The sequence below is a fragment of the Arthrobacter sp. ISL-28 genome (assembly GCF_018613875.1).
Lineage (GTDB): Bacteria > Actinomycetota > Actinomycetes > Actinomycetales > Micrococcaceae > Arthrobacter.
In genome coordinates this window covers 125446-144413 of record NZ_JAGGPJ010000013.1, presented here as the reverse complement: position 1 = coordinate 144413, position 18968 = coordinate 125446, and the positions used below count along the sequence as shown (strand labels likewise).

Below are 18968 nucleotides of genomic sequence, written 5' to 3'. Positions count from 1 at the left end.
CCACTCGTCGGGCCGGCTTGTAGACTGTCATGGTGCTGAACGAATTCTGGGCCACCGCGCCTGCGTCATATAAGGTGCTGGTCTTCAGCGGGATGGGCCTGATCGCCGCCGGCATCATCCTCACGGTCGCCGGAAACGGTACCTCCAACCAAGGGCTGATGATCGCCTCACTGCCCGTGATCGGGCTGGGGCTGGTCCTGCATGTCGCTGCCCTGGTGGTCCGGGGCCAGCAGATCCGGAAGAGCTACAAGAAGTAGTCGGTCACTGCGGTGCCTGCCTTTGCGGTGCCTGGCGCGTCCGCGTTCATGCAGTAGGGGTGGGCAGGTGGGTTTGGGGCAGGTCCTGCGCGAGCCGGAGCTGATCGTTGGAATCCGCCAGGGTGTCCAGCAGGAACGTGCGGGCAATGGCCAGGAGCTCGACGACCTTGGGGTGCGCGATCCGGTATGTCACCACGTTGGCGGAACGGATGGACGTCACCACCTTGTGCCGGCGAAGAGTCGCCAGATGCTGCGACAGATGCGAGGCCTCCAGCCCCGTCTCGGACAGGAGAAAGCTCACCGGGGCCGTGGTCTCCGGGGCAGCCGCCAGCAGCTCAAGGATCCGGATGCGGGCGGGGTGTGCCAGCGCCTTGAAGAGATTCGCCTTGATTTCGTAGAGGGGGGCCTGCGCGGGGGATATCATCGTGACCTGCCGTTTCCTGGTTCACGCCCTGTCGCGGGATCGGAAGTGCCGCGGGTCAATGACATGACAAAATGATGGATTCATCATATCATCCGCGTTTTGTGGTCAGCTTATGGGGGAATGACTGCGGCGTAACAGCGCCCTCGACGCGGAGCCTCCTCGGCGGTGCGCCAAGCGGGAACGATAGGCTTGAGGCCATGACTATCAATCCGGATCTGCAGGGTCGGAGTTACCCTGCCGCAGAGGTGTACGACGTCGGCCGCGAGAAAATCCGCGAGTTTGCCCGAGCGGTCAAAGCCACGCACCCCGCCCATTTTGACGTCGAGGCTGCGCAGGGCCTGGGCCACCGCGATCTCGTCGCCCCGCCCACGTTTGCCATCATCATCGCCCAGCGCGCCGACGCCCAGCTGATTGAGGATCCGGAGGCCGGCATCGACTTCTCCCGCGTGGTGCATGCGGACCAGCGGTTCACCCACCACCGCCCCATCTTCGCCGGCGACCGCCTGGTGGCCGAGTTGCACGTCGACGGTGTCCGCGCCATGGGCGGCGGTGCCATGATCACCACCCGTGCCGAGATTTTTGCCCTGACCGACGGCGATGGCCGGGAACCCGTGTCCACCACCAAATCATCCATCCTGGTCCGCGGAGAGGGACAGTAACCATGAGCCCCACTTTCGAAGAACTCAGCGTCGGCCAAGAGATCGGCAGCCGCAGCATCACTGTCACGCGGCAGGACCTGGTCAAATACGCCGGCGCCTCCGGTGACTTCAATCCCATCCACTGGAACGAAGCCTTCGCCACCGGCGTGGAGCTCCCGGGCGTGATCGCGCACGGCATGTTCACCATGGGTGCTGCCGTGCAGCTGGTGACCGACTGGGCAGGCGACCCGGCCGCCGTCGTCGATTACCAGACCCGCTTTACCAAGCCGGTGCTGGTGGCCGACACCACGGGAACCGCCGACGCCGGTGCCGTCATCGAGGTCAGCGGCGCCGTTGGCGCGCTCGACGCCGAAGCGCGCACGGCCCGCGTGGACCTTGCCGTGGTCTTTGACGGACAGAAAGTCCTGATGAAGGCCCAGGCGCTTGTTAGCCTTTCCTAAAGGGTGATCCGCTTTTGAGCTCCACCGCCGTGCAGGCGCCTGAGGTCACCCATTGGCGCAACGCGGTGGTGGTGGCCTACGCTGCCGCCTACGCCGCCCTGGCCGTCTGGGGGCTCGGCGCCTCCCTGGGCTTCCCGGTGAGCATGTCCGCCGCCGCCGACGATCCGACGAAAGCAGCTGCCGGGTGTCCGTGGTATCCACATCGGCTACGGCGCGTTCCTGTGCGGCCCGCCGCTGCTGGGCCTCCTGGCCGAACACGTGGGGATCCTGCACTCCCTGCTCGCCGTCATGGCGGTTCTCGTGGTGAGCTTCCTGCTGTCACCCGTGGCGCGGAAGTCGGCGTAGCTCCCCGGCCGAAGATCCCCGGCCGATGCTGACGGTCGATAACGGGCGCGGCGGCAATCCAAGTTAAGCTGGACAGGTGACTTCCACTATGCTTTCCGATCTGACCACGGCTGCCGTCGGCGGCCCCGCCGGCAACTACGTCGAGGCCCGCACGGAAGCGGAAATCGTCGAGGCCGTGCGTTCGGCGGATGCAGCCGGGGAACAGGTACTCATCATCGGTGGCGGCTCCAACCTCTTGATTTCCGACGACGGGTTCCCCGGGACCGTCGTGAAGATCGCCTCGGAGGGGTTCACTGTCAAGGCGGAGGACTCCTGTGGCGGCGTGGCCGTCGTGGTTCAGGCCGGCCATAACTGGGATGCCCTGGTGGAGCATGCCGTGCTGCATGCCTGGTCCGGAATCGAGGCGCTGGCCGGCATTCCGGGCGCCACCGGCGCCACGCCGGTGCAGAACGTGGGAGCATACGGCTCTGACGTTTCGCAGACCATCGCGGCGGTCCGCACCTGGGATCGGGAACGCAATGCAGTGCAGACCTTCACCAACTCCGAGCTGAAGTTCGGTTACCGGGACTCGATTCTGAAACAGACCACCGTCAACGGGTCTCCGCGGTACGTGGTGCTCACGGTCGAGTTCCAGTTGCCGTTGGGCCGGATGAGCGCCCCGGTCCGCTACGCCGAGCTGGCCAGGGTGCTCGGCGTCGAGCAGGGACAGCGGGCCTACTCCAATGACGTCCGCCGCGAGGTCTTGCGACTCCGTGCGTCCAAGGGCATGGTCCTTGACCCCGCGGACCGCGACACGTACTCCACCGGTTCCTTCTTCACCAACCCGATCGTCCCCGCTGAGGTGGCGGCAGGGCTGCCGGCAAATGCGCCCCGGTACCCGGCCGGTTCGGACGGCCTCGTGAAGCTTTCGGCGGCGTGGCTCATCGACCAGTCCGGCTTCGGCAAGGGCTTCGGCTTGGAAACGGGCGGTGTCTCGGGCGGTCGCGCAGCTCTTTCCACGAAACACACCCTGGCAATCACCAACCGCGGCTCCGCCAGCGCCGCCGATATGGTGGCGATCGCGCGCGAGGTGCGTGCCGGCGTCGTCGGGCGTTTTGGTATTGAACTGCACCCGGAACCGCTGCTGATCGGCGTCGAGCTCTAAGTCCTGGTACCCCACGCGCCGCGCGCCGGCGGGACGTGCTTGCCTGTCGCTGGTCCTAGGATGGGCTCATGGCAGCAGTGGCGCGGACAAGGGTTACGGCGAAGGTGATCGGCAGGTTGCGGCTGGCCTCGCAAGGGCTGCTGGGCATGGGGTTCGCGAGCGTTCCGGAGGCCGTTCGCGCGATGACCGCCATGCAGGCGCAGGACCTTCAGGCCGCGCTATGGGCGGTCGGCATCCGCGTTCCCGGTACCGGGCTGAGCGATGTGCGGTCGGCCCTGGACGCAGGGACCGTGGTGCGGTCGTGGCCCATGCGCGGCACTCTTCACTTGCTCGCCCCGGAGGATCTGCGCTGGATCCTGAACATCACTACGGCACGGCTGGTGCAGGGCATGTCGACCCGTCACCGCCAGCTGGAGATCAGCGGCAGCGACGTTGAAGCCTGCCGGAAGATCGCATTGGACCTGGTCACCGGCGGGCACGGGGCCACACGCGGGGAGCTGTTCGCAGCCTTCGAGGCCGGCGGCCAGCCTCCAACAGGGCAGCGGGGCATCCACGTGCTTGGCCTGCTGTGCCAAAGCGCGTCGCTGGTGCCCGGGCCGCTGGCCGGGAACCAGCAGAAGTTCGTGGCATTCGATGACTGGATCACCACCTCGCGGGATCTGGACCGCGAAGAGGGCATTGCCGAGCTCCTGCTGCGCTACCTGCGCAGCCACGGGCCGGCGACGGTGCGCGACTTTGCCTGGTGGTCCAACACCACGTTGACGGAGGCCCGGGCCGCGCTTCCCTCGATCAGCGGGCAGCTCGTGGAACTGGAGTTTGGCGGAACCAGCTACTGGCTTTCGCCCGAGACAGCGGCCCTGCTGGACGACGGCGTGCCGGGGCATCGGACAGTCCTTGCCCTGCCGGGGTTCGACGAGTTCATCCTCGGCTACACGGACCGCAGCCTGGTGCTGCCGCCGGAGCATGCCCAAAAGATCGTCCCGGGCGGCAACGGGGTGTTCAAGAAAGCGGTCGTCGCGGGCGGCGAAGTGGTCGGGACCTGGGGGCGGCAGGGGACCGGGCGGGCTGCCGCCATCATCTCGGAGCCGTTCGACGACTCGAAGCCGCTCGGCCCGGCGACGCTGGCCGCATTCAACAAGGCCGTCGAGCGCTACGAGCGGTTCCTCGAGTCCTGAGGGCTTGGCCCGGCCCTGCCCTGGGCCGGGCCCGCGCCGGCGCCCCGCCGGGCGTCAGCCCAAGCCCCCGGCTCCAACCGGTTCCAACCCGGTTCCAACCCCGCACGACCGGCCGAGCCACGCAGGACCGGCCCGGCCCCGCAGGACCGGCCCGGGGCAGCGACGGTTGTGCGGGCCGGGGCCGGTCAAGTCTGAGGGCTGGCCTGAACCGTGCCCGTTATCCACATAGGGGATACCGTGACTTTCCGGCAGGCAACGCACAGATGCATTCTTGGGGGCCATGAGACGTGAGCAAATACGCCCGATGGTCGAATCGCGATGGCCCGGACCACCTGTCGTCTTGACGCAGCAGCTGGCAGCAGCGGGAGTGGACGACCGGACGCTGACCGGGGCGGTGAGGGACGGGGTGCTGGTCCGGCTCAGGCGAGGAGCATACGTCCGAAGCTCACAGTGGAATCAGCTCAAGCCTTGGGAGCGGGACAGCCTGCGGATCCATGCGCACTACGAATCCACGGGCGGGACGGCCCGCTACAGCCATACCAGCGCAGCGCGGTTGCACTCGTGCCAGGTCTGGAATTGCGGGCCGCTGGTTCACGTCATCACGCGGTACTCAAACTCCGCCACCAGCAGCGGGACCGACGTCCGAACCCACCGCTTACCGCTGGACCCGTCGGACGTCACCATTTTGCAGACTGCGGACGGCCGGGACATTCAGGTGACCAGCCTGGAACGCACTGTACTGGATTGCGCCAGGACCCTCCGGCTCGACGCTGCCGCCGTGATTGGGGACGATGCCTTGCGGAAGGGCGCGGACCTGGCAAGCATGAGGAAAATGCTTGATGAAAGTCCGGTCAAACGGGGGAGCATGCGGGCTGCGGCAGTGCTGGACGCGCTGGATGGCCGATCGGAATCTGCGGGCGAAACCCGGACCAGGCTGCTCCTGCGCTCCTTTGGGATTGACGGCTTCGAGCCGCAGCACGAGCTGCTCACGAGGTCGGGTCTGTTCAGAGCGGACTTCGCCGACCCCGCACGCCGGGTGATCATTGAGTTTGACGGCAAGGCCAAGTACAGCGACTACGGGCCCACAGATCAGGCACTGCTGGCGGAGCGCTCCGGAGAGAACGCCCTGGCCCGGGCTGATACGCAAAAGCGGCCCCGAACCGCTTGAGCGGCCCGGGGCAGGGCCGCTCATGCGGGGCAGGGCCGCTCATGCGCTCGGGGCACAGCCGCCTCAGTGGGTGGCTACAGCTTCCCGACGGCGATGTTCAGCATGCGCCGGAGCGGTTCGGCTGCACCCCACAGGAGCTGGTCGCCCACCGTGAAGGCGCTGATGTACTGCGGGCCCATCTCGAGCTTGCGGATCCGGCCGACGGGGATGTCCAGGGTTCCGGAGGCTGCGACCGGGGTGAGTTCGGCCATGGATGCTTCCTTGGTGTTCGGCACCACCTTGACCCACTCGTTATCCTTGGCGAGGATGTCTTCGATCTCGGTGACCGAGAGGTCTTCGCGGAGCTTGAGGGTGAGCGCCTGGGAGTGGGACCGCATGGCCCCGATCCGGATGCACAGGCCGTCCATCATGACGTGGTTCTCGCCGGAGGTGCCGAGGATCTTGTTGGTCTCGACACCGGCCTTCCACTCTTCCTTGGACTGGCCGTTGCCCAGGTCCGCGTCGATCCAGGGGATCAGGGAACCCGCCAGCGGCACACCGAACTGCGTGGCGTCGATGGCGGTGCGCTGGTGGGCCAGGACCTTGCGGTCGATGTCCAGAATGGCCGACGCCGGGTCGTCCAGTTCCGTGCTGACCTCCGCGTTGAGGGTGCCGAACTGGCTGAGGAGCTCGCGCATGTGCCGCGCGCCGCCGCCGGAGGCCGCCTGGTAGGTCATCGAGGTGCCCCACTCGACCAGGCCGTTCTTGAACAGCCCGCCAAGGCCCATCAGCATGCAGGAGACGGTGCAGTTGCCACCGACGTAGTCCTTGGTGCCGTTGGCGAGGCCCTTGTCGATGACGTCGCGGTTGATCGGGTCCAGCACGATGATGGAGTCGTCGTTCATCCGCAGCGTGGAGGCGGCATCGATCCACAGGCCGTTCCAACCGCGGCTGCGCAAGAGGCCGTGGACCTGCTTGGTGTAGTCCCCGCCCTGGGCGGTGACAATAATCGGCAGCTTCGCCAGCGTCTCGACGTCGAACGCGTCCTCGAGCTTGCCTGCCCCATCAGCAAACGACGGGGCGGCACCTCCCGCGTTTGAAGTGGAGAAAAATACCGGGTTGATGTTGGCGAAGTCGCCCTCATCCTGCATGCGCTGCATCAGGACGGAACCGACCATGCCACGCCAACCGACCAGTCCAACGGACGGAGTAGCTGCTGTAGTCATTAGCCCAGTTTAGACTTTGGAACGGGAAGGGCGCAGTCGGTTACGTCACTGCGTGCCTGCAACCGGAAGCACGACCTTAACCGATCCACCGAGTATGTCTTTCCAACCTCAGTTCAGCTGACGGGGGCCGGACTCGGGGACACCGCTGTCCTATCGCTGGCTGGCCCAGAACCGGTGTGCTGTTGGTCGTTGAGGCTACTCGACGGGCCGCGCGAGGTTGCGGGCCTTCCGCAGTTTCTCGGCGCGCCGCTCTTTGAGATAGCTCAGCCAAGCGAACGTGAAGGGAAAGAAGCATGCGGGAAAGACCCACCATACTTCGCCAAGAATGTGCCACGTCCCCTGAATGGCGACCTGGACGACGCCGTAGACGAGGCCGCCCAGGCAAGCAGTGAGGAGGATGGCAAGGAAGAGCAGGCCGCCGGAGCTGTTGACGGGCTTGACCAGGCCGCCGCCGTCGTCCTTGCGGACGCCGTACTCGGCGGACGTGTAGCCCACCATCTCGCCGTTTTCCGCCCTGCGGTAGATCAGTTGATCGTCTGAACCGCGGGACGGCACGTAGCCGGGGTCCTGCGGTACTCCCTCGCTACGCCGCGCCACGGGCATCCTCGATCGCGGCCAGCAGTGAGGCATCGTCCAGGCCAGCGGTTTCAGCGACCTCGTCCTTGTCAAAGTCCGGGACGCCGGTGGTCCACGTGTCGTCCTCACGCCGGACCAGAAGGTGCTGTTCGGAGTCCAATGTCTTGAAGACGAAGTAGGCAGAACCTCCGGGATGTTCGGAAATGTGCTGCTGAACGATGCGCCGGGTGGCCTCTGCCGAGGAAAGTGAGGGGTCCTTCGCGAACACAAACCAGGTTCCCAGCAGCCGGGGCTGGAGCATGATGGCTACGTCGGGCCCTTCAACAAAGGCGACATTGTCCATGGTTTCGGCCGTTAGGAGGGAAATCTGAGTCCAGCGGGTGGCCTGCCCCAAAGCCGTGGCCACAGCAGCGGCCACACCCTTCACCCCGAGCTCGCCGTTGTCGTCGACGGTAGCCAGGTCGCGGGCAAGCAACGAGGAGGCGCCGGCGGTGGACAGGGTGACGTCGTCCACCATTTCCTCGGCATGGAAAACGCTGACGGACCGGTCCCGCGCCGGACCTTCGAAGACGTTCAGAAGATAGGCGAACTCGCCTACGCCGAAGCCGATAACGTCGATTCCGAGGCGCGGCTCGTGCTGGGTCTGGTCCTGGACAGTCATGTTTCTCTCCTAATCGCCGAACCCGAGGAAGTTGCCCACGGACTTGCCCGCGTCCACCAGCGTATCTTTCGTATCGCTGACAAATTTTCCGGGGTCCTTAACGGCGTCGGCAATGCCCTCTCCGATGTTCTTCCCCACGCTGCTGATGGTGTCCCAGTTCTCGTAGATCGCGATGCCGACGCTGGCGACCTGGCAGACGGTCCCGGCCGGAGGCGGCAGGAAGCAGCCGACGCCGAGGGCGGTCTTGCCCGCGCCCACAAGTCCGCCCTTGATGTCGCCTTCGGTGAAGCTCTTCACCGAGTCGTAGGCGCTGAAGCCAACACCGGCCCAGCCGAGGCCCCGGGCCAGGCCTCCCTTGCCCAGCCATTCGTAACTCTTGCCCGCACCGATCCACGGCTTCTCCTCCAGCAACGGGGCGAGCCTGGAAAGCTTTCCGTACCGATGCAGGTTCTTCAGTGAGGCAATGTCCGTCGCTTTGTCGATGATGCCGAGACCGCGGTTTGCCTTCGACGAGTTCCTCAGAATGTCCTCAAGGGCGGCATTCCCTCTGGTGGTCTGCAGCAGGTGGCGGCTATCAAAAACGGGGCCGCCGAGCCGGTGCCGGCCCTTCGTCAGCAATGCCTGAGCCAGCCCGGCCCGCTGGTTCTTCATCACCCAGCCGTACTGCCCTACGTGCTTGGCGAGGGTGAGGGGTGCCTTGATGAATTTCTGGATGGTCAGGAAGGACCGGAGCGCGCCGGCCCCGCCAAGCAGCACGCCACCCACCACACCCGGCAGCGTCCCGCCGGGATCGCTGAGTGTGCCCGGTCCGCCGCCGGAGCCGGGAGCGGCGTCGCTGGCCTTCTCCTGCTCATTGGCGTTGGCCAGCAGCTTTTTGGACTCTTCCTTGAGCGCGCGGGCTGTTTGTTGGATGAGTGCCCGGTGGTTGCCGTTCCAGTCGGAGCGGAACTGTGCCGCGTCGTGGCCCTTCCAGACAGGGTTGCTGTTGATCTGGCTTGTCAGCTGCGAGGACTGCTGCAGCAGGTTGTCGGACACCTTCACGAACTGCTGAGCGAGTGTGCGCAGCTGGGCGACGTCCGCGCCCCACAAGTTGCCTGCCACTGCGGCGTCATCCCCCAATTATCTGAACGTTCCTGGCCGAACGGTTGCTGCTGAATCCTGCCACCACTGTAATTAGGTGGTGCCGCGGCCGCGATGGGCAGCCCTCCCCATCTCAGAAATGGCCGCCGAACAGCCGGTGCGGGCCTTACTGCCGCTCGGTCTGTTCCAGCACAGCGCTCTTGCGGGCGCGCAGCGCGAAGAAGGCGCCGAAGGCAAACACCTGGGTCACAACGACCAGGACGATGATCCCCGCGATCTTGTTGCCGCCAAGAATCATGGTCAGGCCGACGATCGCGGACAGCAGGGCAAGCAGCGGCAGCAGCATGTACCCGAGGACAAAGAGCGTTTCCGGTTTCCGAAGCATTGCCTAACCTTCCGTACGGTTCCACTTGGTGAACCGGTAGCGCATGCCGTTGGCGGCGGTCAGCCAGCCTTCGCCTGGTACAGAGTCTTCCGGCACCCACGCCGCGTCAAGCTCGGGTGCGTGCGTATCGCCGTCGGCCTCTATATCGATCGTGGTGACGACTGCAATATTGGCGAGTTCGGTGGACTGCTGGAAGATCTCGCCGCCGCCCAGAATCCAGACTGTCTCGCGGCCGGGTGCGAACTGCGATTCCAGCAGGGCATCGTCAAGGGACTTAACGACGACGGCGCCCTCCGCCTCGGGCGTGCCGCCCCAGCTTTCCTGCCGGGTAATGACGATATTGGTCCGGTTGGGCAGGGGGCGGTACTTCTCCGGGAAGGACATCCAGGTCTTGCGGCCCATGATGACCGGATGCCCGCTCGTCACCTTGTTGAAGTGCCTCAGGTCCTCCGGCAGGTGCCAGGGCATGTCGCCGGCTTGGCCGATGACACCGGAAGTGGTTTGTGCCCAGACCAGACCGATGCCGGTTGCGTTCGCGGCGATCTCTTCGCTGAAGGTCTGGGGATCCATGGTCTCTTCGGTACTCATACAGCGATCGGCGCCTTGATCGTGGGGTGGTGGCGGTAACCCACCACTTCAAAGTCATCGAGCGTGTAGTCGAAAATTGAGGCCGGTTTGCGGGTGATTTTCAGCTGGGGATACTCGTAGGGCTCCCGGTCCAGCTGCTTGAGCACCTGGTCCATGTGGTTGTCGTAGATGTGGACATCGCCGCCGGTCCAGACAAATTCGCCCGGCTCCAGACCGGTCTGCTGGGCCAGCATGCAGGTCAGCAGCGCGTAGGAGGCGATGTTGAACGGCACGCCCAGGAACATGTCCGCGGAGCGCTGGTACAGCTGGCATGATAGCTTGCCGTTGGCCACGTAGAACTGGAAGAACGCGTGGCAGGGCGGGAGCGCCATGTCCTTGAGCTCAGCCACGTTCCAGGCCGACACGATGTGCCGGCGGGAATCCGGGTTGGCCTTCAGGTTTTCGACAAGCTCAGCGATCTGGTCAATGTGCCCGCCGTCAGGAGTAGGCCAACTGCGCCACTGGACACCGTAAACCGGGCCGAGTTCGCCGTCCGCGTCAGCCCATTCATTCCAGATGGTGACGCCCTGGTCCTGCATCCACTTCACGTTGGTGTCGCCGCGCAGGAACCACAGCAGCTCGACCGCGACCGACTTGAAATGCACCCGCTTGGTGGTGATGAGCGGGAAGCCCTTGCTCAGGTCAAAGCGCATTTGCCGGCCGAAAACACTGCTGGTTCCGGTACCGGTGCGGTCGGACTTGTGCGTGCCGTTGGCCATGACGTCGCGCAAGAGGTCTTCATAGGGCGTTGGGATGTTCACGCGTCCAGTCTAGTAGGAGCCGGCTCGCGAAACGGGTCACCGCGCTCAGTCGTCGAAGGGCTTGAACTGCTCCACGGCCACAATCTTGCTCTTGCTTGCGTGCGCCACGTGGCAAATGATCATCTCTCCCGGCGCCAGGTAGGGGTCGGCGACCGGAAGCACGCCCTTCAATCGTGAGCTCATGAAGACGCCCAGCTGGTTCAGGACGGTGGGCAGCGCGGGCCTGTGCGTGCACAGCACGACGCCCTTTTGCTTGTCGAACAATGCCTCGACCGCGGCGGCCGTCTTCTTTGGATTCCGCGCATGCCGGTGTTCTGTCAGCGCATCCACCAGCTTGACCTTGGCATCCGAGGCCTTGGCATACGGAGCGATAGTGGCGACGCAGCGCCGCCACGGGCTGGTCACCACGCGCTGCGGTTTCCATGCCCGCAGCAGCCGGCACACAGCCTGCGCCTGGCGGATGCCTGTGGCAGCGAGCGGCCGTTCGCCTTCGGCCTTGGTCCAGGACGACCGTGGCTTCGCTTTTGCATGGCGCACAATGACCAGCGGCCAGGTGTGCAGTTCCTTCCGGGCATGCGCGGCCACCAGATACTCAAGGGGTCGCACATCGGAGGGATTGGACAGCAGGGCAGCGGCACGCTCCGGGCTGCACCACATGACGCTGTCCACTTCGTTGCCGTCGGGGCGCAGCGGACTGTCGTTGACCTCCACAGCCCAGTAATGGACGACCTTCAGCCCCGCGGAGACGTGGTAGTGGATGGGTGGTAGCGGGATGCCCAGCGGAGCCTGCAGCCCGATCTCCTCCTGCACCTCACGGACAGCGCACTCAGGTACTGTCTCCCCGACGTCGAGCTTTCCCTTCGGCCAGGACCAGTCGTCATACTTGGGCCGGTGGATCAGGAGGACTTCCAGCTGGTCCTTCTTGACCCGCCAAGGCAGGGCGCCGGCCGCAGTGACGGCAACGGGCTCGCCCGGATGGTCAGTCTGGTCGGCTACCGGTGAATCGCTCTTCAAATCGGATACCTGTGAAAGGCTCTTCAAACCCGGTCCTATCGTCGGGCAGACGCGCGCTGGCGCGAACGGGAGGCGAGGAGCCAGGACTGGACATCGTCAAGTTCCCTGCCGTCCTCGTCCAAGTGATGGCGGGTCCAGATCCCCTGGTTGTCAAGGTGCCAACTGGAGGTCTCGGGGTCCATGTACCGGCGGAGCATGTCCAGCACATACAGGGTGTCCTCACCGCCGGACAGTTGGACCAGCGCCTCGACCCTGCGGTCCAGGTTGCGATGCATCATGTCAGCCGATCCGATATAGACCACGGGATCACCGGCGTTGCCGAAGGCGAAGACCCGTGAATGCTCCAGGAAGCGGCCCAGCACGGATCGCACCGTGATGTTCTCGCTCAGGCCGGGGATGCCGGGACGCAAAGAGCAGATGCCGCGGACAATCACGTCGACCTTCACGCCGGCCTGCGACGCCCGGTAGAGGGAATCGATGATGGCTTCGTCCACCATCGAGTTCACCTTGATCTGCACGTGCGCCGGGATTCCGGCGCGGGCGTTGCGGATCTCGGTCTCGATCCGGTCAATCAGCCCGGAGCGGACCGAGCGCGGCGCAACCAGGAGCCGCTTGAAGGTCGATTTGGGGGCGTAGCCGGAGAGCTGGTTGAAGAGCTTGGACAGGTCCTCACCCACCTGCTCGTTGGCGGTCAGGAGCCCCAGGTCCTCGTAGTAGCGGGCCGTGCGGGGGTGGTAGTTGCCGGTTCCGATGTGGCAGTAGCGGCGCAGTCCGTCGACTTCCTGACGAACCACGAGCGACAGCTTGCAGTGCGTCTTCAGGCCCACAATGCCGTACACCACATGGACGCCGGCCTGTTCGAGCTTGCGGGCCCAGGAGATATTGGCCTGTTCATCAAAGCGGGCCTTGATCTCCACGAGGGCCAGTACCTGCTTGCCGGCCTCCGCAGCGTCGATGAGGGCATCGACGATGGGGGAATCGCCCGAGGTGCGGTACAGGGTCTGCTTGATGGCCTGGACCTTCGGGTCGGCGGCCGCCTGTTCGAGGAAGGCCTGCACAGACGTGGAGAACGAGTCGTACGGGTGGTGCAGCAGGATGTCCCGTCGGCGCATCGCGGCAAAGACGTTGGCAGCCTTGGACGTTTCGGATTCGTTCAGATACCGCGACGTGTGGGGCACGTGCTTCGGGTAGTGCAGGTCGGCGCGGTCAATTCCGGCAATGACCGAGAGCCCTCGGAGGTCAAGCGGAGCAGGAACCGAATAGACCTCGGACTCCTCCACGCCCAGCTCACGGATCAGCAGCGCACGGATGTTGGGGTTGATGTCGTTGGTGACTTCCAGACGGACGGGAGGACCGAACCGGCGGCGCAGGAGTTCCTTCTCAAGGGCCTGCAGGAGGTTCTCGGCGTCGTCTTCCTCCACCTCGACGTCCTCATTGCGGGTAACGCGGAAGGTGTGGTGTTCCAGGACCTCCATGCCCGCGAAGAGCTGGTCCAGGTGGACGGCAATGACTTCCTCAAGGGCGATGAACCGGGCAACGCGCCCCGGCACGGACCCGGCGCGCGGACCGTCGATGGAGATGAGGCGCGGAAGCTGGTCCGGCACCTTCACACGTGCGAAGAGCTCCTTGTCGCTGACTGGGTTCCGGACCACCACAGCCAGGTTCAGCGAGAGGCCGGAAATGTAGGGGAAGGGGTGGGCGGGATCCACGGCCAGCGGGGTGAGGATGGGGAAGACCTTTTCCGCGAACATGACGCTGAGGCGGCGCTTGGCTTCGTCGTCGAGTTCGTCCCAGTGCATGAGGTGGATGTGCTCATACGCCAGGGCAGGGCGGATCTGTTCGGCATAGACCTGGGCGTGGCGCTGCTGGAGCTTGTGGGCCGCCTCGCCGATCTGCTCGAGGACCTGCACCGGGCTCAGCCCCGCGGGCGAGGGGACCGCCAGGCCGGTGGCGATCCGGCGCTTCAGGCCGGCCACGCGGACCATGAAGAATTCATCGAGGTTGGACGCGAAGATCGAGAGGAAGCTGACGCGCTCGAGGAGGTAGAGGTTGGGGTCTTCGGCCAGCTCAAGGACGCGGGCGTTAAAGGCGAGCCAGCTCAGCTCACGGTCCAGGAACCGGTCCCGGCTGATGTCGCCTTCCGGCTCCAGGATGGCGGCGAATTCTGGAATGTCGATGCGGTCCTGGGTGGCGCGGGAGGCGGGCACTTCGGAGGAACCGAAACGGGCACGCAGGGGGGCCGCCTTGATTTCGGTCGTGGCTGTTCCGGCGGATTCCGGTTGCATGCTCTCTCCTTGGTGCTGGCTGAATTTAGCTTCAACCTTACAAGCATTCGCCGCTGCGGGACCCTCAGATTTCAGCGCGGGCGGGCACTGCGCCAAATAGGTGGATTATCGTCCGTCCAACGGCCCGTACATGACATCAGCGTCCCACCGCGTGAAGCCCAGCCGGCGGTACAGCGAGACGGCCGCGGTGTTGTCCGCATCCACGTACAGCATGACCGCGTGAAGGCCCTGCCGCTGGAGGTGCCTGATGCCTGCAACCGTCAGCGCCTTGCCGAGGCCCATGCCCTGCGCGGCCGGCGTTACACCCACGACGTACACCTCTCCGATGGCAGGATGATCGCCGTGCCGGGGATGCACCTTGGTCCAGTGGAAGCCGAGCAGCCGCCCGTCCGTGTCTTCGGCCAGGAGGAAGCCGGCCGGGTCGAACCACGGCTCCGCCATCCGGGCGTCAAGGTCCGCCCTCGTCATGGACCCCTGCTCCGGGTGGTAGGCAAACGCCTCGCGGTTTGCCGCGAGCCAGGCGTCCTCATCCTTGCCCGGCACAAAGGCGCGGAGCTTCACGCCGTCCGGAAGGCCGGCGTCGGGCAGTTCCGCCGCGGCGGTCATGAGCCGCATCTTCCACAGCTCCCGGACGGGACCGTAACCATAGCGGGCCGCCAGGGCCGCGGCGGCCTCGTGGTTGCCGTGGGACCAGGCCTTGAGCCCGTCCAGGCCGCGTGAGGACTGAAGAGTGCGGATCAGCCTGTCGGCCACACCCTGGTTCCGGTAGCTGGGGTGCACGGCGATCTCCAGGATCCCGGTGCCGTCCGATTCCTCGACCACGACCGCGAAGCCTGCCAGGTCCTGAGCGGTGGCGGGATCGGAATCCTCATCGGGGGCATAGAGGGCCAGGGTCAGCACGGAGTGGGGCCCGGTGTCCGCGGCGCGCAGCGTCACCAGGGTCTGCTCCGAGATGGAGGGGTTGCCGTCCGATTCCTCGGCGGCGGACAGCAGGGTCTTGATGTCCCGCAGCAGTTCGTCGTCAGCACCGTCCTTGATGACGGTGACGGGCCAGTTCTCCGGATGCGCAAGGCTCATGCTGCAAGGCTATATGCACAGGGCTCCGTGGTGGCCGATTTGTGGCCGCCGCATTGGGCCGGTATATTCGTTATCTCGTCCGGTTTCCTGAAGCAGGACGCGAGGGGGATCCACCACTGGGGTGGCCTCGATACGTTCGACCCGTATGTCCTCCACTGAAGCGAAAGCAACGGCCCGGTCTCGAAAGAGCCCGGGCCGTTTTGCGTAGTCGTGCCTTCGTACTTGACGCCGAAGAAGCCCGTCAGGCCTCGGTGAGTTCGTCCTCCTGCTGGCGCACCAGGGTCAGGCGGTAGCCCACGTTGCGGACGGTGCTGATCAGGTTCTCGTGGTCTGCGCCGAGCTTGGCACGCAGCCGCCGGACGTGAACGTCCACGGTGCGGGTGCCGCCGTAGTAGTCGTAGCCCCACACTTCGGTGAGCAGCTGTTGGCGCGTGAAAACCCGCCCCGGGTGCTGCGCGAGGTACTTCAGTAGTTCGAACTCCTTGAATGTCAGGTTCAGTGCCGCACCGTTGACGCGGGCCGTGTAGCTCGCCTCATCAATGACGACGCCGGCGGCCCGGATCTCGGAGGGGGTGTCCTCCTGCTCGGGTACAGCACGCGCCACGGAGAGGCGGATCCTGGCCTCCACCTCGGCCGGGCCTGCGGAATCGAGCACAATGTCGTCGACCGCCCAGGCGGAGGACACGGCGGCCATGCCGCCTTCGGTGAGGATCAGCACCAGGGGTGCACTGAGGCCTGTTGCCTTCAGGAGCTGGGTGAGGGAGCGCGCCCCGACGAGGTCCTTGCGGGCATCAAGCAGCACGATGTCGCACGGATCCGTTTCAAGAAGCGCTGTGGGTTCGGCGGGCAGGATGTGCACTCGGTGGTTCAAGAGCTCCAAGGCAGGCAGAATGTCCACCGATGATCCGGTGCTGTTGGTCAGTAACAGGATGTGCGACATTGTTCCTCCAAGGGGCCGTCCGCGCATCATTGGGCGACTGAACCGGGCTTTCACCGGCCGGTACTGTGCTGCCTGCAACAGGGGCGGATGCTCTGGCGGACCAGGGCCTCCGTTCCCGCGCTGGAAGCGTAGCTGAGCTTTGAGTATACCTAACGGCACCTTCACGGACACTGGTTCGGGCCCGCGGTGCGCCTCATTTGCGACATATGGCAGTCACATAGGGCAGGATTGAACCGTCAGGGCGCCAGCCCTGCCCGTCAACGGCACAGCCCGTCAAGGGCATAGCCGGTCAAGGCAAAGGCAGATGAGGACGCAGCGAAGTTGAGTGCACAGTCACAGATGAGTACGCCATGGCCCCGCCTGAGGTGAGCGCTGCGGCGCCCTCGGGCACCACCGTGAAATCGTGGAGCATCGGAGTCATTGGCCTGGCCGGTCTGTCCACCATTGTCGCCAGCGTCTACCGGACGCCGGACGTTCTCCTCGCCGTCGCGGTGCTCATCGCCCTGGCCATCGGCCTGGGCTGGCCGCATTACCTGGGGATACCGGCGAAGAAAACCCTCGCCGCGGTGATCGGCCTATCAGGGGCCGGCTCGGCCGTGGCCGCGGCCACCGTCCCTGCCCCCGGCTACCTCGACTGGACGCCGGGCTTCATCGCTCTGGGCGTCACTGCCGTGTTCCTGGTCCAGCTGCTCCGCGGGACAGGCCAGGCGCAACGGCTCGAGTCGACGCTTGGCTGCTGCGTCGGCGTCCTTCTCTCGTGCCTCGGTGCCGGGTGGATTGCCGGGGCACGGTTCAACGGAGTCAAGGAAATGGTCCTCATCGCCGGCATCAGCGCCGCCGTCCCACTCCTTGCCGGCCTTATCCGCTGGTCTGACAGGATCATCGCACCGCTGGGAATCGTTCTGGCCGGCCTCGCCGGGCCGCTGGCCGGACTCGTGTTCTCCGACATTGCCGTCCTGCCCGCCGCCGTGTTCGGAGTGGTGGTGGGGGCCGTGCTGGTCAGCTTCCGCCGGCTTGTCACTTTGCGGGGGACCCCGCTGGACTTCCCGGCCGCCCTGGGGATGGGCCTGGCGCCTGTCTCGGCGGTCGGATCACTTGCTTACTTCATAGACAAACTACTCACCTACTAAAGCGTTAGGATGGCACCATGTCCGTACTTGCATATGAAATCTTCTTCCTCGTCCTGCTCGGTGTCGCCAGCCTCTCCATGGCCTGGTTTGCCGGCCTTGTGGTCTACCGCCTCTTCAAGGGGCAGAAGTAGACCGCGTTCCTGTTAGCACCTTCCAGAGGTAACAGCCGTGCCCATTGAGATTCCCACAGACCTGACTCCCGAACTGGTCCCGCTGTCCTGGCTCATTGGTGAGTGGGAGGGCCGAGGACGGCTCGGTTCCGGCGATGAAGGCTCTGAGCACTTCCTGCAGCACGTTTCGTTCACCCACAACGGCTTGCCGTACCTGCAGTACCGTGCGGAGAGCTGGTTGACGGACGAAGACGGCACCAAACTCCGGCCGCTCACGGTCGAGACCGGATTTTGGGCACTGGAACGCAAACAGCTGGACGCCGACGGCGGTCCTGGTCTGGTTCCCGCAGACATCGTGCCCGCGCTGAAGAGCGCCGACGAGGTGGAGGCGCTCCGGAACAAAGACGGGGGATTCGACATCTCCGTGTCCATTGCCCATCCCGGCGGGATTTCCGAGCTGTACTACGGCCAGATCAAGGGCCCCCAGATTCAGCTGAGCACCGACATGGTGATGCGCGGCAGCCACTCCAAGGACTACAGCGCAGCAACCCGGATCTTCGGCCTGGTGGACGGAAACCTCCTGTGGCGCTGGGATGTTGCCACCGGCGGTGCCTCGTCGGCAGGATCTTCGGAACCGCGTGACGGCCTGGAAGCCCACGCTTCTGCTTTCCTTAAAAGGGTCTCCTGACTCTGCCCGCGGCTACCTAGGGAGCACCACATGGATGACGCTCGAATCCCGGCGGACTACAGCGATCTCAAGGCGGTGTTCTTCAACGGCACCCTCAAACGCTCACCCCAAAGGAGCAACACCGAGGGGCTGATTCGGCTCAGCCGTCTGATCATGGAAAAGCAGGGCGTCACCACCCGAGTCATCCGGACAGTGGACCATGACATCGCCAGCGGCGTGTACCCGGACATGCGGGAGTACGGCTGGGAGACCGACGAGTGGCCCCGGCTGTATCCGGCAGTGCAGGAAGCGGACATCGTGGTGGTGGCCGGCCCCATCTGGCTGGGCGATAACTCCTCCCAGACGAAGAAACTCATCGAGCGCCTCTACGCGCATTCCGGTGAGCTCAACGACAAGGGCCAGTGGGCCTTCTATCCCAAGGTGGGCGGCTGCCTGATCACCGGCAACGAAGACGGCATCAAGCACTGCTCCATGAACGTCCTCTACAGCCTCCAGCACATCGGGTTCACCATTCCTCCGCAGGCCGACGCCGGATGGATCGGCCCGGTAGGCCCCGGACCCAGCTACTTGGACGAGGGGTCCGGAGGCCCGGAGAGTGACTTCACGAACAGGAACACCACATTTATGACGTGGAACCTCCTTCATCTCGCCCGGATGCTCAAGGATTCCGGCGGGATTCCCGCCTATGGCAACCTTCCGGAAGAATGGAAAGCCGGATCGACGTTCGGTTTCGAGAATCCGGAATACCGCTGACAGCGGACCCCTGAACAGCGGACACGAACGCCGCTTCCACCCCGGTCCTCCCCGACCGGAATTT

At 65.2% G+C, this 18968-nt stretch carries 21 protein-coding genes and 1 pseudogene; 10 read left to right on the top strand and 12 right to left on the bottom strand.

What is annotated here, in order from left to right:
* The first annotated feature begins 32 nt into the window (after positions 1-32).
* Positions 33-257: a DUF3188 domain-containing protein gene (locus J7E80_RS10560; RefSeq protein ID WP_215051444.1), complete on the top strand. Its 225-nt coding sequence runs from the start codon at positions 33-35 to the stop codon at positions 255-257.
* Positions 258-303: 46 nt separating this feature from the next.
* Here J7E80_RS10560 and J7E80_RS10555 read toward each other — a convergent pair whose 3' ends face one another.
* Positions 304-681 (bottom strand): metalloregulator ArsR/SmtB family transcription factor, encoded by a 378-nt coding sequence (locus tag J7E80_RS10555; RefSeq protein ID WP_215051400.1) that lies wholly within the window; start codon positions 679-681, stop codon positions 304-306.
* A gap of 197 nt (positions 682-878) precedes the next feature.
* Between J7E80_RS10555 and J7E80_RS10550 the strand changes: the two genes are divergently transcribed.
* The 6 genes and pseudogenes from J7E80_RS10550 to J7E80_RS10530 all read left to right on the top strand — a co-directional run bounded on the left by J7E80_RS10550 (position 879) and on the right by J7E80_RS10530 (position 5612).
* Complete coding sequence (locus J7E80_RS10550; protein WP_215051399.1) at positions 879-1340, top strand: MaoC family dehydratase N-terminal domain-containing protein; 462 nt, start codon at positions 879-881, stop codon at positions 1338-1340.
* A gap of 2 nt (positions 1341-1342) precedes the next feature.
* Entirely contained in the window at positions 1343-1780 is a 438-nt protein-coding gene (locus tag J7E80_RS10545; protein WP_215051398.1) for a MaoC family dehydratase, read from the top strand.
* An 86-nt stretch (positions 1781-1866) separates the two neighbouring features.
* Positions 1867-2125 (top strand): annotated as a pseudogene (locus tag J7E80_RS23785) (MFS transporter); the annotation flags it as partial.
* A gap of 76 nt (positions 2126-2201) precedes the next feature.
* Positions 2202-3269 carry a UDP-N-acetylmuramate dehydrogenase gene (locus J7E80_RS10540; RefSeq protein ID WP_215051397.1) on the top strand — a complete coding sequence of 356 codons (1068 nt, stop codon included), beginning with the start codon at positions 2202-2204 and terminating at the stop codon, positions 3267-3269.
* 68 nt (positions 3270-3337) lie between these two features.
* Positions 3338-4444 carry a winged helix DNA-binding domain-containing protein gene (locus J7E80_RS10535; RefSeq protein WP_215051396.1) on the top strand — a complete coding sequence of 369 codons (1107 nt, stop codon included), beginning with the start codon at positions 3338-3340 and terminating at the stop codon, positions 4442-4444.
* Positions 4445-4784: 340 nt separating this feature from the next.
* Entirely contained in the window at positions 4785-5612 is an 828-nt protein-coding gene (locus J7E80_RS10530) for a type IV toxin-antitoxin system AbiEi family antitoxin domain-containing protein (protein WP_215051395.1), read from the top strand.
* Positions 5613-5686: 74 nt separating this feature from the next.
* Here the strand turns inward: J7E80_RS10530 and asd are convergent, their stop codons facing one another.
* The 11 genes from asd to J7E80_RS10475 all read right to left on the bottom strand — a co-directional run bounded on the left by asd (position 5687) and on the right by J7E80_RS10475 (position 16223).
* Positions 5687-6817 carry an aspartate-semialdehyde dehydrogenase gene (asd, locus tag J7E80_RS10525; protein ID WP_215051394.1) on the bottom strand — a complete coding sequence of 377 codons (1131 nt, stop codon included), beginning with the start codon at positions 6815-6817 and terminating at the stop codon, positions 5687-5689.
* 195 nt (positions 6818-7012) lie between these two features.
* Entirely contained in the window at positions 7013-7414 is a 402-nt protein-coding gene (locus J7E80_RS10520) for a hypothetical protein (RefSeq protein WP_215051393.1), read from the bottom strand.
* The gene (locus J7E80_RS10515) at positions 7401-8054 is read right to left on the bottom strand and encodes a hypothetical protein (protein WP_215051392.1); all 654 of its coding nucleotides are present in this window, start codon (positions 8052-8054) and stop codon (positions 7401-7403) included. Before J7E80_RS10515 ends, J7E80_RS10520 begins: the two co-directional genes overlap by 14 nt.
* Positions 8055-8063: 9 nt before the next feature.
* Positions 8064-9155: a WXG100 family type VII secretion target gene (locus J7E80_RS10510; RefSeq protein ID WP_215051391.1), complete on the bottom strand. Its 1092-nt coding sequence runs from the start codon at positions 9153-9155 to the stop codon at positions 8064-8066.
* Between the two features lie 145 nt (positions 9156-9300).
* A complete protein-coding gene (locus J7E80_RS10505; RefSeq protein WP_215051390.1) occupies positions 9301-9519 on the bottom strand; it encodes an NF038396 family protein in 219 nt (72 codons plus the stop codon).
* Positions 9520-9522: 3 nt separating this feature from the next.
* Complete coding sequence (locus J7E80_RS10500) at positions 9523-10107, bottom strand: dihydrofolate reductase (protein ID WP_215051389.1); 585 nt, start codon at positions 10105-10107, stop codon at positions 9523-9525.
* Positions 10104-10907 (bottom strand): thymidylate synthase, encoded by an 804-nt coding sequence (locus tag J7E80_RS10495; protein ID WP_215051388.1) that lies wholly within the window; start codon positions 10905-10907, stop codon positions 10104-10106. Before J7E80_RS10495 ends, J7E80_RS10500 begins: the two co-directional genes overlap by 4 nt.
* A 45-nt stretch (positions 10908-10952) precedes the next feature.
* On the bottom strand, positions 10953-11921 hold the full coding sequence (locus tag J7E80_RS10490; protein ID WP_215051387.1) for an NUDIX hydrolase: 969 nt from the start codon (positions 11919-11921) through the stop codon (positions 10953-10955).
* Between the two features lie 35 nt (positions 11922-11956).
* Positions 11957-14206: an RNA degradosome polyphosphate kinase gene (locus J7E80_RS10485; RefSeq protein ID WP_215051386.1), complete on the bottom strand. Its 2250-nt coding sequence runs from the start codon at positions 14204-14206 to the stop codon at positions 11957-11959.
* A gap of 105 nt (positions 14207-14311) precedes the next feature.
* Complete coding sequence (mshD, locus tag J7E80_RS10480; RefSeq protein ID WP_215051385.1) at positions 14312-15283, bottom strand: mycothiol synthase; 972 nt, start codon at positions 15281-15283, stop codon at positions 14312-14314.
* 241 nt (positions 15284-15524) lie between these two features.
* Entirely contained in the window at positions 15525-16223 is a 699-nt protein-coding gene (locus J7E80_RS10475) for a response regulator transcription factor (protein ID WP_215051384.1), read from the bottom strand.
* Between the two features lie 395 nt (positions 16224-16618).
* Between J7E80_RS10475 and J7E80_RS10470 the strand changes: the two genes are divergently transcribed.
* From J7E80_RS10470 to J7E80_RS10460, 3 genes are all read left to right on the top strand, one after another.
* The gene (locus tag J7E80_RS10470) at positions 16619-17353 is read left to right on the top strand and encodes a permease (protein WP_215051443.1); all 735 of its coding nucleotides are present in this window, start codon (positions 16619-16621) and stop codon (positions 17351-17353) included.
* A gap of 168 nt (positions 17354-17521) precedes the next feature.
* A complete protein-coding gene (locus J7E80_RS10465; RefSeq protein WP_215051383.1) occupies positions 17522-18151 on the top strand; it encodes an FABP family protein in 630 nt (209 codons plus the stop codon).
* 30 nt (positions 18152-18181) lie between these two features.
* Positions 18182-18904 (top strand): flavodoxin family protein, encoded by a 723-nt coding sequence (locus J7E80_RS10460; protein WP_215051382.1) that lies wholly within the window; start codon positions 18182-18184, stop codon positions 18902-18904.
* Positions 18905-18968: the final 64 nt, after the last annotated feature.

Bases quoted from the DNA above. Each gene is read 5' to 3' on its own strand.
- J7E80_RS10555 (WP_215051400.1), bottom strand. From the start codon at position 681: ATGATATCCCCCGCGCAGGCCCCCCTCTACGAAATCAAGGCGAATCTC.
- J7E80_RS10550 (WP_215051399.1), top strand. From the start codon at position 879: ATGACTATCAATCCGGATCTGCAGGGTCGGAGTTACCCTGCCGCAGAG.
- J7E80_RS10545 (WP_215051398.1), top strand. From the start codon at position 1,343: ATGAGCCCCACTTTCGAAGAACTCAGCGTCGGCCAAGAGATCGGCAGC.
- J7E80_RS10535 (WP_215051396.1), top strand. From the start codon at position 3,338: ATGGCAGCAGTGGCGCGGACAAGGGTTACGGCGAAGGTGATCGGCAGG.
- asd (WP_215051394.1), bottom strand. From the start codon at position 6,817: ATGACTACAGCAGCTACTCCGTCCGTTGGACTGGTCGGTTGGCGTGGC.
- J7E80_RS10515 (WP_215051392.1), bottom strand. From the start codon at position 8,054: ATGACTGTCCAGGACCAGACCCAGCACGAGCCGCGCCTCGGAATCGAC.
- J7E80_RS10505 (WP_215051390.1), bottom strand. From the start codon at position 9,519: ATGCTTCGGAAACCGGAAACGCTCTTTGTCCTCGGGTACATGCTGCTG.
- J7E80_RS10500 (WP_215051389.1), bottom strand. From the start codon at position 10,107: ATGAGTACCGAAGAGACCATGGATCCCCAGACCTTCAGCGAAGAGATC.
- J7E80_RS10485 (WP_215051386.1), bottom strand. From the start codon at position 14,206: ATGCAACCGGAATCCGCCGGAACAGCCACGACCGAAATCAAGGCGGCC.
- mshD (WP_215051385.1), bottom strand. From the start codon at position 15,283: ATGAGCCTTGCGCATCCGGAGAACTGGCCCGTCACCGTCATCAAGGAC.
- J7E80_RS10475 (WP_215051384.1), bottom strand. From the start codon at position 16,223: ATGTCGCACATCCTGTTACTGACCAACAGCACCGGATCATCGGTGGAC.
- J7E80_RS10460 (WP_215051382.1), top strand. From the start codon at position 18,182: ATGGATGACGCTCGAATCCCGGCGGACTACAGCGATCTCAAGGCGGTG.